This window comes from Oceanospirillum sp. (assembly GCF_982874595.1).
The window spans coordinates 1-13,789 of the sequence record NZ_CEYNZH010000016.1 but is presented as its reverse complement, the minus strand read 5'-3'; the positions used below and the strand labels follow the sequence as shown (position 1 = coordinate 13,789).

Genomic DNA, 13,789 nt, shown 5'->3' with positions numbered 1-13,789 from the left:
CTGATGTTATCATCAGCGGGCTTTTCCGTTTTTGCGTTCCGGCTGCAAACCGATTTACGACAATCAGGCGTTCTGTCGGGCCATATAGTCGTTCAGGAAGGTGTCGAAATCGACCCGATCAGCGTCTTCCAGATCGGCCTGTTGACGAATAGAGCTTTCCGACAGCTGGCTGAACAGGGCTTCACGGGCCTTGTTGATCGGCGTAGCGCGCAGCTCTTCAGCCTGCTGGTTTGCCTGTTGCTGGGCAAAGGCGGTAAAGCTGCCGGCTTTACGGATCGCATCCAGAACCCGTGCGGACGGGGTCAGTTCAGGCTGGTCGATCAGTGGACGGAAGGTATCCAGTGCCGCCTGATGAACCGCGTTATCGCTGTTGCTGTCCAGCAGCTCAGCAACCGGTTGCAGGCGATCAAACAGCTGATGACTCCACTCCTCACGGGAGATGGAGCCTTCTGGGATCTGTAGCATAAGACCCGGCTCCCGACCCCGGTTAACGATCTTGCTGTGGTTTTCATCCAGCATTTCACACTCGTCATCAGGGATCTGGGCGCTGTTTTCCAGCAAACAGAACAGTAAAAAGGTATCCACAAAACGAGCCTGGGTCTCTGTGATACCGATCGCCTCAAAGGGGTTCAGATCGATACAGCGTACCTCGATATATTCTACACCACGTTCGGTCAGTGCTTCGGACGGGCGTTCACCGCTTTCGGCCACTCGCTTCGGTCGAATATCACTGTAGTACTCGTTTTCGATCTGCAGAATATTCGTGTTCAGCTGTCGATACTCTCCGTCAACCTTGGTACCCAGCTTACTGTATGGCGCATATGGGGTTTTAATCGCGTGGGTCAGCGAACCGACGTAGTTTTCCAGCGAGTTAAAACAGATCTTAAGACTGGATTGCACGTTGTTCTGATAGCCCAGACCACTCATACGCAGCGAGGTGGCATAGGGCAGAAACAGGGTGTCCGCATCCAGCTCGTCAAGCTCATGGGATTTACCCTCAATAAAGCTCTTATCCACCGCAGGCGACGCACCAAACAGATAAAGCAGCAGCCAGCTGTAGCGGCGGAAGTTCCGGATCAGGGCGAAGTACTGTTCGGAGATAAAGTTCTGCAGTACCTGTGGATCTTTCGCGTCGCGCTCCGGGTATTTCAGGTGCAGCAGTGCAGGCCACAGCTGCTCCGGCAGAGAAAAGTTATAGTGCAGGCCGGCAATGGATTGCATGATGCGGCCATAGCGCCAGGACAAACCGTGACGGTATACGGTTTTCATAACGCCGGAATTTGAGCTGCCATAACGGGCGATCGGAATGCTCTCATTGCCCTGCAGCTTGCATGGCATGCTGGCAGGCCAGATCACTTCATCGCCCAGATGGCGATAACTGAAGGTGTGCAGATCTTTAAGAAAATCCAGTGTTTCATTCAGTTTGCTGGATACCGGGGTGATAAATTCCAGTAACGCTTCTGAATAATCTGTCGTGATATAGGGGTGGGTCAGGGTTGAACCAAGAGCTTTTGGGTGATCGGTTTGCGCCAGATTGCCTGTGGGTGTGGTGCGTAAGCCTTCTTTTTCGAGTCCGCGTTTGATCTGGGTAAAAAGACCTCGCTGGGCAACGGGGCGTAAAAACTCGATACGATCTTTAATGGTTTTGGTCAAGGTGCTTCCCCTAATACCAACCGGCATGGCCGGCGCATTTAGCGTTTCAGTCGCTGAAATGTTGACGATAACAGCGGATTCGTCTGCAGAAAACCGGCCTGCGCCAGTCGAAAAAAGCCTGATCTGGCAATATGGGGGCGCAGAATCAGGCTTCAAGTTGTGTCGAGAAAAAGTTGGGTGACCAAATTAATCGACCAGAATTCTGATCGCTTTGGTCAGAACACTTTATGAGGGCTATTTTCGCTGTTTTTGCTGTGCCTGAGCAAGCAACATTCCCAGCGTACCCATACCGCCACCCTGGCTGCCCTGTTCCTTGCCGCTCTGACCGCGTTTATTCTGATTAGCGGAAGAGTAGTTGCGGCCACGTCCTTTGTCATTACCGGCACCACTACGGCTTTGCTGTGCTTCCGGTTCATCGTTCAGGCGCATCGACAGTGCGATACGACGACGCTGCTGATCGACATCAATCACCTTGACCTGCACGATATCACCGGCTTTCACCACGGTGCGCGGATCTTCAACAAAGCTGTTGGAGAGGGCTGAGATATGTACCAGACCATCCTGATGTACGCCGACGTCCACAAAGGCACCAAAGTTCGTCACGTTGGTCACAGAGCCTTCCAGAATCATGCCGGGTTTGAGGTCGCTGATCTCTTCCACGCCTTCCATAAATTCAGCCGCTTTAAACTCAGGACGCGGGTCACGGCCAGGCTTATCCAGCTCTTTCAGAATATCGGTCACCGTTGGCAGACCGAAGTTTTCATCGGTGTATTCGGATGGGTTTACCGCTTTCAGAAAACCGGAATCACCGATCAGGCTATCCACTTTGCGCGCGCTGTTTTCAGCGATCTTTTTCACCACCGGATAAGCTTCCGGGTGAACCGCAGAGGCATCCAGCGGGTTCTTGCCGTTCATAATGCGCAGGAAGCCTGCACACTGTTCAAAGGCTTTAGGCCCCAGGCGCGCTACTTTCTTCAGGTCGGTACGGCTGTTGAAGGTGCCGTTCTCATCACGGTAGCTGATGATGTTCTGAGCCAGTGTGGCGTTCAGGCCGGATACCCGGTTCAGCAGAGCAACAGAAGCGGTGTTCACGTCCACACCCACGGCGTTCACACAGTCTTCGACAACGGCTTCAAGGCTGCGGGCCAGCTGAGTCTGGGATACATCGTGCTGGTACTGGCCCACACCGATCGATTTCGGATCGATCTTCACCAGTTCTGCGAGCGGGTCCTGCAGACGACGGGCGATGGAGACTGCACCACGGATGCTCACGTCCAGATCCGGGAACTCTTTCGCGGCCAGCTCAGAAGCCGAGTAAACCGAGGCTCCCGCTTCACTGACCATAATTTTGCTGACTTTACGGTCTTTGATCAGTTTTACCAGATCCGCGGCCAGCTTGTCGGTTTCGCGGGAGGCGGTGCCGTTACCGATACTGATCAGGTCGACATTATGTTTGCTGACCAGTGCCGCCAGAACCGCCAGCGATTCGCGCCACTGGTTTTTAGGTGCGTGGGGATAGATGGTTGCGTAATCCAGCAGCTTACCGGTGTGATCGACAACGGCGACTTTAACGCCGGTACGCAGACCGGGGTCGAGACCTAAAGTGGCACGGGGACCTGCAGGAGCGGCCAGCAGCAGGTCTTTCAGGTTGCCGGCAAACACCTTGATCGCTTCTGCTTCAGCGGCTTCGCGCAGACGGGTCATCAGTTCCGTTTCGATGTGGGTCAGCAGTTTTACGCGCCAGGTCCAGCGCACCACCTCTTTCAGCCAGGTATCTGCGGCACGTCCCTGATCCTTGATACCGAAGTGGCGGGCGATCATCTCCTCGCAGGGATGAATCTTCAGCTCTTCAGCTTCCGGCAGTACGATTGCCAGTTGCAGAGCGCCTTCGTTACGGCCACGGAACATGGCCAGTGCGCGGTGCGACGGGGTTTTGCTGACCGCTTCATTGTGTTCAAAGTAGTCGCTGAATTTCTCACCGGTTTGCTCCTGACCCGGAACCACACGGGATTGCAGTTCACCCTGCTGCCAGAGTTTGGTGCGCAGCAGATCCAGCAGGCTGGCATCTTCACTGAAGCGTTCCATCAGGATCTGTTTAGCACCATCCAGTGCTGCTTTGGTATCGGCAACTCCGGCATCAGCGTTTATGTAGTCTTCGGCAGCAGTCTGAGGGTCGGTTTCCGGATTGTTAAACAGCAGATCGGCCAGAGGCTCAAGACCGGCTTCTCGGGCGATCTGTGCTTTGGTACGGCGCTTGGGCTTGTAGGGCAGGTAGAGATCTTCCAGACGGGTTTTGGTTTCTGCAGACAGAATGTCGGCTTTCAGCTCGTCGGTCAGTTTGCCCTGATCATCGATACTTTTCAGAACGGTGCTGCGACGGTCTTCCAGTTCCCGCAGGTAGCGCAGGCGCTCTTCCAGATTACGCAGTTGAGTGTCGTCCAGACCGCCGGTGACCTCCTTACGGTATCGCGCGATAAAGGGAACGGTTGAGCCTTCGTCCAAAAGGGCAACGGCAGCGCTTACCTGAGTCTGTTTGACGCTGAGTTCATCGGCAATACGTTGGGAGATCTGATCCATGAAGGCAACTCTCTTTTTTTGTCTTGAATTGGGGGATCGGCACGAAGGCGGAGCCGTAAACCCTGATATAAAATGAATGGGCTGACGTTTATCCGCTAACGAATTGATATCGCTAAAAATTTAAGCTGTGATTTTATACAGTAAGGTGAGGTTCTGGGCAAAATTTTTCTGGCAAAAAAATGTAGAACCCAAGTAACGATCTGCAACGGCTGCTGTTCATCATATAAAGGAAACAAAAAAGGCGAACACTCGGTGTTCGCCTTTTTCTGAAATCCGATGGCTGATGAAACAGCCGATAACGGATCTTACAGCTGAGGACCTGCAGCGATGATCGCTTCGTCCACATCGTTGAACTTCTTGAAGTTTTCAACGAATTTGGCCGCCAGCTCTTTAGCTGCCGCATCATAGCTTTCAGCGTTAGCCCAGGTGCCGCGAGGCTGTAGCAGGTTGGTTTCAACACCCGGTACCTCAGCAGGTACAGCCAGGTTGATCCCTTCCAGGTGAACGGTGTCAACATCTTCCAGTGCGCCGTTCTGAATCGCAGAGATGATGCCACGGGTCGTCGGGATGCTGAAGCGCTGACCTTCACCGTATGAACCACCGGTCCAGCCGGTGTTAACCAGATACACTTTAGAGCCGAATTCTTCGATACGCTTGATCAGCAGCTCAGCGTATTCCGCTGCAGGGCGTGGGAAGAAAGGCGCGCCGAAGCAAGTAGAGAAGGTAGATTTGATGCCACCACCGGAACCCATTTCAGTAGAACCAACCAGAGCGGTGTAACCGGACAGGAAGTGGTAAGCCGCTGCTTCTTTAGACAGAACAGAAACAGGAGGCAGTACACCAGTCAGGTCACAGGTCAGGAATACGATCGCTTTTGGTTCACCAGCGCGGTTTTCCAGAACACGTTTCTCGATGTGCTCCAGCGGATAGGCCGCACGGGTGTTCTGAGTCAGGCTGACATCGGTGTAATCCGGAGTGCGGTCGCCATCCAGAACAACGTTTTCCAGTACGGAACCGAACTTAATCGCGTCCCAGATTACCGGCTCGTTTTTCTGAGACAGGTCGATACATTTCGCGTAGCAGCCGCCTTCGATGTTGAATACAACGCCTTTGCCCCAGCCATGCTCGTCGTCACCGATCAGGTAACGCTCAGGATCTGCAGACAGAGTGGTCTTACCGGTACCGGACAGACCGAAGAACAGAGTTGTTTCGCCATCTTCGCCAACGTTTGCAGAGCAGTGCATCGGCAGAACGTCTTTCTCAGGCAGCAGGAAGTTCTGTACAGAGAACATCGCTTTTTTCATCTCGCCGGCATACTGCATGCCAGCCAGAAGCACTTTGCGCTTAGCAAAGTTGATAATGACGGTACCGTCAGAGTTGGTGCCGTCACGCTCAGGTTCGCAAACGAACTGAGGCGCGTTAATGATCTGCCACTCGCCCTTGTTTTTCGGGTTGAATTCGTCAGGACGAACAAACAGCGTGCGGCCAAACAGGTTGTGCCATGCTGTTTCGGTGGTAACACGAATCGGCAGGTAGTGCTCCGGATCAGCACCAACATGCAGCTCGGAGACAAAAGTATCTTTCTGAGACAGATACTCTTCTACGCGGTCCCACAGAGCATCAAATTTTGTAGAATCGAACGGGCGGTTGATTGCACCCCATTCGATCAGGTCTGCAGTGCTGGGCTCTTCAACAATGAAGCGATCCATTGGAGAGCGGCCGGTGCGGTGGCCAGTAGAAACTACCAAAGCTCCGTTGCTGGCCAGTTCGCCTTCTTTACGTTGAACAGCCATTTGAACCAATTCAGCAGTACTGAGGTTGGTGAACGTCATTACAGAGCTATCGTCAATCGATGTCGTCATTTACTTGTGTCCTTCGGCTCCAGCCGATCAACTACTATCAAACCGGGCAAATTTACCAAGGGCAAATTCACCAAAGCGGGCAAATTACCAAGCGGGTATCAAAAAAACCGTTCCAGTCAGGTTGTATTGTTTCCGAAAAATATCCGGAAACCGGTCTGCCTGCGGAAGCGGTTTTAGGGGCGTATTATGTCAAAAAAACGGGGGCTGTGCGAAGCCCCAGCAGGAAGAAAATTCTGAAAAACAGTTACAAAACAAAATTCTTGATGCAGTTGCACACAAAAAAGCAGATGTTTTTAGAGTATTTCGCTGAAAATTCAGTGTTAAAGATGGTTTACGCTTTAAATGATAGAGGTTCTTACTAAGCGCAACTTGTGGGAGGGAAATTCGGAAAGAGGGCTAAAAAAATGATCACTCCTCTTTTTTTTGACTGTATGTTCACTTTGTAAGGTGTTTTTGAATAGCGTTTTTGATGGTTTTGTAGTTTTACTACAAGAATAAAAGGTTAGAAATCGAAAGATTAATGGGAGGCGTACCGGCTTGGGAAAACGTTTGGGGCTTAAAGAGTGATCAGGGAAAAAACATGGGCATTGTTTGTCAGAAAAAAGTACAGGAGGCATCAGCCTCCTGTCTTCGTTACTGCTATTCGTTAGCCGGTTAAGCCCTGCTAACGAATAGAAATTCGGTGACGGCCTAGTGAATCACTGGCGCGGGTGCATCAGGGTCATCGAATAAGTTTTCAATATCGGCTGCGCTGAAACTGTAGAGCGTATTGCAGAACTGGCATTTACTCTCGACGCTTCCACGTTCTTTAATGACGTCGTTTAGTTCCTCTTTACCTACGCTGACTAAGGCGTTTTTAACCCGCTCTTCAGAGCAGGTGCAGTTGAACTGTAAAGGGCTGCCTTCAAAAATGCGCACTTCTTCCTGGTGATACAGGCGATGTAATAGCTCTTCAAAAGGAAGGGAGGCCAACTCGTCATTCTTCAGTGTTTCTGCCAGGCTAACCGCATGTTCCCAGGCGTTAATATCCGCTTCGGTTCGTTCTGATGGCAGCGCCTGCAGCATAAAACCGGATGCGATGTTATCCGTGACATTCAGCCAAAGGCGACTTGGCAGCTGCTCTGATTGTTCAAAGTACTGTTCGAGACAGTGAGCCAGAGTTTCTCGCTCAAGAGAGACAATACCCTGATAACGTTTGCCGTTGGTGGGCTCGATGGTGATGACCAGTTGGCCGTTACCCATCAGTTCTTTAAGTGTATTGGCTTCACCGATATCCCCTTCCCAACGGGCGATGGCCCGCAAGTCGCCACCGGGGTTGGATTCAGCCATCAGTAAACTGCAGGTACCGGCACCACGGGCCTGAAGTGAGAGAATGCCATCAACTTTGACAATGGCGGTCAGCAGTGCAACTGCGGCCAGCATTTCGCCCAACTGTTTCTCGATAGCCGGTGGGTAGTCGTGCTTATCCAGCACTTGCTGAAAGCTCTCTTTCAGTCGAACGATCTCGCCACGGACCGGTGAGTTATCAATAACAAAGCGCTGAATAAAGTCGAATTGGCTCATAAATCTCTTCTATCTTTTAATGTCGATGATTCCGGCAATCGTGCCGTTAAAACGGTTTGCAGGGCTTTACAGGCAAGCTGTTACCCTCTGCGGGGAAGACGCATTCTGAGTACTGGAGGCTGGGATGAACCGACAGCATTAAAGCTCCAGTATAGTCCAGAGTCGCCCTGTGTTCTGATACGTTATTAGAACTCGTATATCCTATTGTTCTGTGTCGATTCGTTTAAAGCGATGAATCATGCGTCGGTCTTTCTTGTTCGGACGATTTTCCGGTGCGCCCATTGCCGTTTTAAGAAGCTTGCGTTTCTCGGCTTCTTCTTCGCGCTTCTTAATGCTCTCGGCAGTTTCTTTATAAAGCAGAGCGGCTTCCGGTGCGCCTCGGCGCTGATCAGACAGGGCGATAATCTCGATCCGTTTTTCATCCCAGCCCTGGGGCAGCGTCAGCATGGCTCCGACTTCGGCCATCTTGCTGCTTTTACAACGCTCTCCGTTGTAGTGCACCTTGCCGCCTTCAATCGCTTTTTTCGCCAGTGCACGGGTTTTAAAGAAACGGGCCGCCCAGAGCCATTTGTCGAGACGTACTTTGGTTTCCGGTGTGTTCATCGATGTACCTTTACTAAGCTTTATTCTTTAGAGGCTGGTTCGCTCTGAAACCTCTATCCACCATCTTTTGCTGCTCAGAGGCGGATAATTGTCGAAAACGTACTGACTCCGGGGTAGCGGGTAAGGGTGCGCACGGGGGACCGCATGTCCGGTTGCATGATGGTATACAGGTAGCGAATACCAAACTCCCGGGCAGAATCCAGTACCGTTTCGTTATCATCAATTAATAGCGTGCGCTCGGGGTCGAACTCGACCGTATCCCGCAGGGCCTGCCAGAATTCAGGGTCTTCTTTCGCAATCTTCAGTTCAGCAGAGCTGACAATCTTATCCACATACTGATCCAGCCCTGTGACTGGCAGCTTGATATCCAGACTGTGATGGTCGGCATTGGTGGCCAGAATCACCTGAGCCTGATGACTCTCCAGAAATTTGAGCAGTTCTAAGGCATCGCTGCGGAAGCCGATCAGGTGTTGCACTTCTTTTTTTAGCGCAACGATATCGACCTGAAAGTGGTTGGCCCAGTAATCCAGGCTGTACCAGTTAAGGGTACCCTGCTCTTTAGTGATCTCTTTAATGACGTAATCCAATGCGCTGGCTTCATCCAGCTTATGCAGTTCCGCATAACGTTTTGGCAGATGTTCCAACCAGAAATGGCTGTCGAAATGCAGATCCAGCAAGGTACCATCCATATCCAGTAGTACGGTATCGATCTTATGCCATTCGGGAGGTATGAAGCTTTCAAGTGCGCCCGGCTGTTCCTGATCTTCTTCGGCGTTGAGGCGTGGGTCTGGAGATTGATGTTCTTGAGCCATGATGGGCCTATTGCTGAATCGGGGGCGGAAGTTCAACCGGGAAGGTAACACATCTGTTTACCTTCCCGGTTTGGTCTGTTTCTAACAATGGGGGAAGGGTGCTGAAATTCAAGGGGCAGTGGTGATCTGGTTTTTTCTGGTCTATCGAACTTTCTAAGGGTGGGTCGTCTTTTCAGGCTAACGTTGACTGAAACGTTAATTTTTCTGGTCAGTTATTTTTTAGGTGGCGCTGTGTGAAATGCCGCACACTTTTTTAGCTTCGGGCTTTTTAGTCCGTAATAAAGAAGAAACCAGATCCTTGTCGTGGACTTTTTTCCGGGAATATTGGCCTGTTGTGCTAATGGGTCTTAGACCTAGGTCTAAAGAGTGTTTGATGTTGTTGAGTGGTTATCCGCCTGTTCCGTTAGAGGCTGTGCGGTAAGTCGCACAGTATTAGCGGGGTTTAATGTTTTTGTTTTGATTTTTATGCTATTTTTTTCTTTTTAAAACAACAGGTTATGTTTTTTTAATGAAGGCCGGATAAGTTGGCACTGTACTTGTAATAGTTAAGTTGGTCGCAGCCTTTGAAGTCATTTGGGCTGGCCTTTGCAAGTTTAGGGCTGGCGTTGTCCGGCCTTTTTTGCACCGCCCGACGTTTTCAGACTGATGCTTATAAGCCGTTTTGAACTCAAAGGCCTGATTACATAACAACAAATTCCATTAGGAGTCGGATCAATGCGCTCACTCACCAAAGCCGTTACGTTTGCAGCATGCATGTTTGCTGGCGCAGCCACAGCCTTTGCTGCCCCTGTAACCATCAAGTTTTCTCATGTTGTTGCAGAAAACACACCTAAAGGTCAGATGGCTCTTAAATTTAAAGAGCTGGCTGAATCCCGTCTGCCGGGCAAAGTTAATGTTGAGGTTTATCCAAACTCTCAGCTGTTTGGCGATGGCAAAGTTCTGGAAGCGATGCTGCTGGGCGATGTTCAGATCGCAGCGCCTTCTCTGTCTAAATTCAAGAAGTACACCAAGCAGCTGCAGGTTTACGATCTGCCATTCCTGTTTAAAGACATGGATGCGGTTGACCGTTTCCAGAAAGGCCCTACCGGTCAGAAACTGCTGACCTCTCTGGAAAAACGCGGCCTGATGGGCTTGGGTTATATCCACAACGGTATGAAGCAGTTGTCTGCGAACAAGCCACTTCGCACTCCGGCTGATGCTGAAGGTCTGAAGTTCCGTATTATGACGTCTGACGTTCTGGTTTCTCAGTTCGAAGCGGTTGATGCGATTCCTCTGAAAAAGCCTTTCTCCGAAGTTTTCACCCTGATGCAGACTAAAGCGATCGACGGTGCTGAAAACCCATGGTCTAACCTGTACTCGAAAAAGTTCTTTGAGATTCAGGACTATGTGACAGAAACCAATCACGGTGTTCTGGACTACATGGTTGTAACCTCTGCCCGTTTCTGGAAAGGGCTGGATGATGACGTTCGTGTTGAGCTGAAGAAAGCGATGGACGAAGCGATCGCTTACGGCAACAAAGTTGCTGGTGAAAAAGCGATGGGTGACCGTCAGCGCATCATCGACTCCGGTCGCACTACTGTACTGCAGATCACTGACGCTGAACGTCAGCAGTGGGTAGATGCGATGAAGCCTGTTTGGAAGCAGTTTGAGCGTCAGATCGGTAAAGACGTGATCGATGCTGCAATTCAGGCGAACAACTAACAACTCTGTCTTGCCGGAGCTGCCCGCGCTGTTCCGGCAGGATGTGTTGTAGCGCTCGGTTCTTTCTAAGAGCGTAAGCGCGTAGTAGAGAAGAAAACACCGCTGTCAGTGCGCTGGCAGTGGTGTTTTAACCCCCCGGATACCCCCTTTGGCTTTTGTACCCCGTTACCTGATGGTTTGGCGGCACTTTGCTGTCAGCATCAATCCGGACAGAGCCTGTTCACGAAACGATGAGAGTTTAATCATGGTTGTACGTTTCATTCATAAACTTGAAGAGAACATCGTTGCTCTCTTGCTGGTCACCATGACCCTGCTGGTATTTGCTGAAGTGATCATGCGCTTTGTCTTCAGTACCGGTGTGACCTGGATTCAGGAAGCGACCCTTTACACGGCAGCATGGTTTGTTCTGTTTGGTGCCTCTTACGGGGTGCGCATTGGTGCGCATATCGGTGTTGATGTTGTTGTAAAACTTTTGCCGGAGCCGCTGCGTCGTCTGGCAGGTTTACTGGCTATTGCTCTTTGTTTTGTGTACTGCGCGCTCTTCCTGCTGGGTTCCTGGGACTACCTGCAGCTGATGCACATGATCGGTATTGAGATGGAAGATATCGCGATTCCTAAATGGATGGCGATGATGATTATGCCGGTGGGTTTTGTGCTGCTGGTGATCCGTTTTGCTGAACTGGGTTGGGCGATCCTGACCGGTAAGAAAGATGGTTTCCATCTGGCGGATGAAGGTAAAGACAGCATGCATCTGGCCGAAGAGCTGCAGAATGCTGCTGACAGTGCCAAAGCCGAGAAAGATCTTTCTGACAGAAACAATCAAGACGGATCTGATGCTAACAAATCTGAAAACTCGGGAGCAGACAAATGACAATCGCTGTACTTTTCCTGATTCTGTTTGGCTGTATCTTCCTGGGTATGCCAATTGCTGTTGCGCTGGGTTTGTCCAGTGTCGGCACTATTCTGATGTTCTCGGACGATTCCCTGGCATCTGTCGCGCTGAAACTGTTTGAAGCGCTGTCTCACCATTACACGTTGTTGGCGATTCCCTTCTTTATTCTGTCGTCAGCATTTCTTTCTACCGGTGGCGTGGCCAAGCGACTGATCAACTTTGCGGTAGACAGTATCGGTCACGTAAAAGGTGGCTTGGCCATGGCATCGGTTATGGCCTGTATGCTGTTTGCTGCGGTTTCCGGTTCGTCTCCTGCCACGGTAGCGGCGATCGGTACCATCGTTATTGCCGGTATGGTTCGTGCCGGTTATCCGGAAAGTTTTGCCGCGGGTGTAATCGCCAACGCCGGTACGCTGGGTATTCTGATTCCACCATCCATTGTGATGCTGGTTTATGCTGCAGCCACTGAAGTATCTGCAGCCCGTATGTTTATGGCGGGTATGATTCCGGGCCTGATGATGGGCGGTATTCTGATGATCGCCATCTATGTTGTGGCGCGCATTAAGAACTTCCCGGCTCAGCCATTCCCGGGCTTCCGTGCTTTGTTCCGCTCCGGTGTTATCGCCATGGGCGGTCTGATGCTGATCGTGATCGTTCTGGGTTCTATCTATGGCGGTGTGGCAAGTCCGACGGAAGCGGCTGCAGTAGCGGCGGTTTATGCCTTCCTGGTTGCGGTATTCGGTTACCGTGATATGGGGCCGCTGAAAGACAAGCCATGGCGTTATGAGGGCGAGGCTCTGGCTTCCTGTGTGGCACGTAACCTGGCTCAGATCGGTATCGCACTGCCTAAGTCTTTCTTTGATGCTGAAGTGAAGCGCGTGGTACTGGATGCGGCAAAAGTATCTCTGATGCTGCTGTTTATCATCGCCAACGCCATGCTGTTCGCCCACGTACTGACTACCGAGCGTATCCCGCACATCATCGCGGAAACTATTATCGGCTGGGGGCTGCCTGCGTGGGGCTTCCTGATCGTGGTGAACATTCTGCTGCTGGCTGCGGGTAACTTTATGGAGCCATCGGCGATCCTGCTGATCATGGCACCTATTCTGTTCCCGATTGCGACTCAGCTGGGTATCGACCCGATTCACCTGGGTATCATCATGGTGGTGAATATGGAGATCGGTATGCTGACGCCTCCGGTTGGTCTGAACCTGTTCGTAACTGCAGGTATTACCGGTCGCAGCATGGTTTGGGTGATCAAGGCTGCACTGCCTTGGCTGGCGCTGCTGTTGGGTTTCCTGATCCTGATTACCTATGTTCCTCAGATCTCCCTGTTCCTGCCGGAGTATATCGACCAGCTGAACGGATACTGATAAGACTTATCAGCCTGAGCCCTGAGCGGGTTCAGGTTGATTGATTGTTTTAATCCGACCGGCTTTGGCAGCGTATGTTGGCCAGAGTCATTATCTGGCAAGGTTATTGTCAGATTTGCTTTAAGTGCTTCTGCTGAAGCACTCTACATTTGCCCCGCTGAGTTCGGGGCTTTTTTTGTGCTGAAAATCGTGCTTTGAAAGGTTTTTGAGAAATAACTGAAATAAAGCTCGCTATCTGTCCAACACCTCTATACTATCGACACCAGCTAGAAAGAAGTCTCTAATTTATATTCTCCAATACGTAGTTTTAGTCATAATTCCTCGTCCTGAAGTCTCTAAGTTCAAGTCTATTCTTCTGCAAAAAATCGCCTTTGAAGGCACTTTTACTTTTCTAAATTCAGGTGAATTTATTATGTCTAATACTATCCGTGGTACTGTTAAGTGGTTTAACGAAGCTAAAGGTTTTGGTTTCATCGAGCAGCAATCTGGTCCTGACGTGTTCGCTCACTTCAGCGCAATTGCAAGCTCTGGATTCAAAACTCTGACCGAAGGTCAGCAAGTTGAATTCACTGTTACTGATGGCGCTAAAGGCCCTCAGGCAGAGAACATCGTTGCTCTGTAAGATTATTCTTCTGCCGGTAACGGCATAGAATTTTCTCGAAAGAAGCCGGTCCTTGTGACTGGCTTTTTTTATGCCTGTGTCCCGTCCTGAATAAGGTTGACACATTTTCTATCCTAAACTGGAGAAATGTG

At 50.8% G+C, this 13,789-nt stretch carries 11 protein-coding genes; 5 read left to right on the top strand and 6 right to left on the bottom strand.

The genetic code is table 11. The features are described from left to right. Positions 1–63: 63 nt before the first annotated feature. The 3 genes from gshA to AC4GL5_RS09310 all read right to left on the bottom strand — a co-directional run bounded on the left by gshA (position 64) and on the right by AC4GL5_RS09310 (position 6,092). Positions 64–1,680, bottom strand: coding sequence for a glutamate--cysteine ligase (gshA, locus tag AC4GL5_RS09320; protein ID WP_490382504.1), 1,617 nt, complete (start codon positions 1,678–1,680; stop codon positions 64–66). 207 nt (positions 1,681–1,887) lie between these two features. Further along, a complete protein-coding gene (locus AC4GL5_RS09315) occupies positions 1,888–4,230 on the bottom strand; it encodes a Tex family protein (protein ID WP_490382503.1) in 2,343 nt (780 codons plus the stop codon). Between the two features lie 305 nt (positions 4,231–4,535). Then, complete coding sequence (locus tag AC4GL5_RS09310) at positions 4,536–6,092, bottom strand: phosphoenolpyruvate carboxykinase (protein WP_490382502.1); 1,557 nt, start codon at positions 6,090–6,092, stop codon at positions 4,536–4,538. Here AC4GL5_RS09310 and AC4GL5_RS09305 point away from each other — a divergent pair. Beyond that, positions 6,083–6,454, top strand: coding sequence for a hypothetical protein (locus tag AC4GL5_RS09305; protein WP_490382501.1), 372 nt, complete (start codon positions 6,083–6,085; stop codon positions 6,452–6,454). The two genes, AC4GL5_RS09310 and AC4GL5_RS09305, sit on opposite strands and share 10 nt — an antisense overlap. Positions 6,455–6,782: 328 nt before the next feature. Here AC4GL5_RS09305 and hslO read toward each other — a convergent pair whose 3' ends face one another. The 3 genes from hslO to yrfG form a co-directional block, all read right to left on the bottom strand. Further along, positions 6,783–7,655 (bottom strand): Hsp33 family molecular chaperone HslO, encoded by an 873-nt coding sequence (hslO, locus tag AC4GL5_RS09300; RefSeq protein WP_490382500.1) that lies wholly within the window; start codon positions 7,653–7,655, stop codon positions 6,783–6,785. 201 nt (positions 7,656–7,856) lie between these two features. Then, on the bottom strand, positions 7,857–8,258 hold the full coding sequence (gene hslR, locus AC4GL5_RS09295; protein ID WP_490382499.1) for a ribosome-associated heat shock protein Hsp15: 402 nt from the start codon (positions 8,256–8,258) through the stop codon (positions 7,857–7,859). Positions 8,259–8,332: 74 nt separating this feature from the next. Next, a complete protein-coding gene (yrfG, locus tag AC4GL5_RS09290; protein WP_490382498.1) occupies positions 8,333–9,070 on the bottom strand; it encodes a GMP/IMP nucleotidase in 738 nt (245 codons plus the stop codon). A gap of 714 nt (positions 9,071–9,784) precedes the next feature. On the opposite strand from yrfG, the gene AC4GL5_RS09285 reads away from it, so the two are divergent. The 4 genes from AC4GL5_RS09285 (at position 9,785) to AC4GL5_RS09270 (ending at position 13,658) form a co-directional block, all read left to right on the top strand. Then, on the top strand, positions 9,785–10,771 hold the full coding sequence (locus AC4GL5_RS09285) for a TRAP transporter substrate-binding protein (protein WP_490382497.1): 987 nt from the start codon (positions 9,785–9,787) through the stop codon (positions 10,769–10,771). A gap of 148 nt (positions 10,772–10,919) precedes the next feature. Next, the gene (locus AC4GL5_RS09280) at positions 10,920–11,642 is read left to right on the top strand and encodes a TRAP transporter small permease (RefSeq protein ID WP_490382496.1); all 723 of its coding nucleotides are present in this window, start codon (positions 10,920–10,922) and stop codon (positions 11,640–11,642) included. Then, positions 11,639–13,036, top strand: a complete 1,398-nt coding sequence (locus AC4GL5_RS09275) for a TRAP transporter large permease (protein ID WP_490382495.1) — start codon at positions 11,639–11,641, stop codon at positions 13,034–13,036. The genes AC4GL5_RS09280 and AC4GL5_RS09275 overlap by 4 nt, the downstream gene beginning before the upstream one ends. A gap of 412 nt (positions 13,037–13,448) precedes the next feature. After that, a complete protein-coding gene (locus AC4GL5_RS09270) occupies positions 13,449–13,658 on the top strand; it encodes a cold-shock protein (protein ID WP_028304561.1) in 210 nt (69 codons plus the stop codon). Positions 13,659–13,789 lie beyond the last annotated feature (131 nt).

What these genes read in the sequence shown, in the direction of transcription:
- AC4GL5_RS09275 (WP_490382495.1), top strand. Translation starts at nt 11,639, where the DNA reads ATGACAATCGCTGTACTTTTCCTGATTCTGTTTGGCTGTATCTTCCTG.
- hslR (WP_490382499.1), bottom strand. Translation starts at nt 8,258, where the DNA reads ATGAACACACCGGAAACCAAAGTACGTCTCGACAAATGGCTCTGGGCG.
- AC4GL5_RS09315 (WP_490382503.1), bottom strand. Translation starts at nt 4,230, where the DNA reads ATGGATCAGATCTCCCAACGTATTGCCGATGAACTCAGCGTCAAACAG.
- AC4GL5_RS09270 (WP_028304561.1), top strand. Translation starts at nt 13,449, where the DNA reads ATGTCTAATACTATCCGTGGTACTGTTAAGTGGTTTAACGAAGCTAAA.
- hslO (WP_490382500.1), bottom strand. Translation starts at nt 7,655, where the DNA reads ATGAGCCAATTCGACTTTATTCAGCGCTTTGTTATTGATAACTCACCG.
- AC4GL5_RS09310 (WP_490382502.1), bottom strand. Translation starts at nt 6,092, where the DNA reads ATGACGACATCGATTGACGATAGCTCTGTAATGACGTTCACCAACCTC.
- AC4GL5_RS09285 (WP_490382497.1), top strand. Translation starts at nt 9,785, where the DNA reads ATGCGCTCACTCACCAAAGCCGTTACGTTTGCAGCATGCATGTTTGCT.
- yrfG (WP_490382498.1), bottom strand. Translation starts at nt 9,070, where the DNA reads ATGGCTCAAGAACATCAATCTCCAGACCCACGCCTCAACGCCGAAGAA.
- gshA (WP_490382504.1), bottom strand. Translation starts at nt 1,680, where the DNA reads ATGCCGGTTGGTATTAGGGGAAGCACCTTGACCAAAACCATTAAAGAT.
- AC4GL5_RS09305 (WP_490382501.1), top strand. Translation starts at nt 6,083, where the DNA reads ATGTCGTCATTTACTTGTGTCCTTCGGCTCCAGCCGATCAACTACTAT.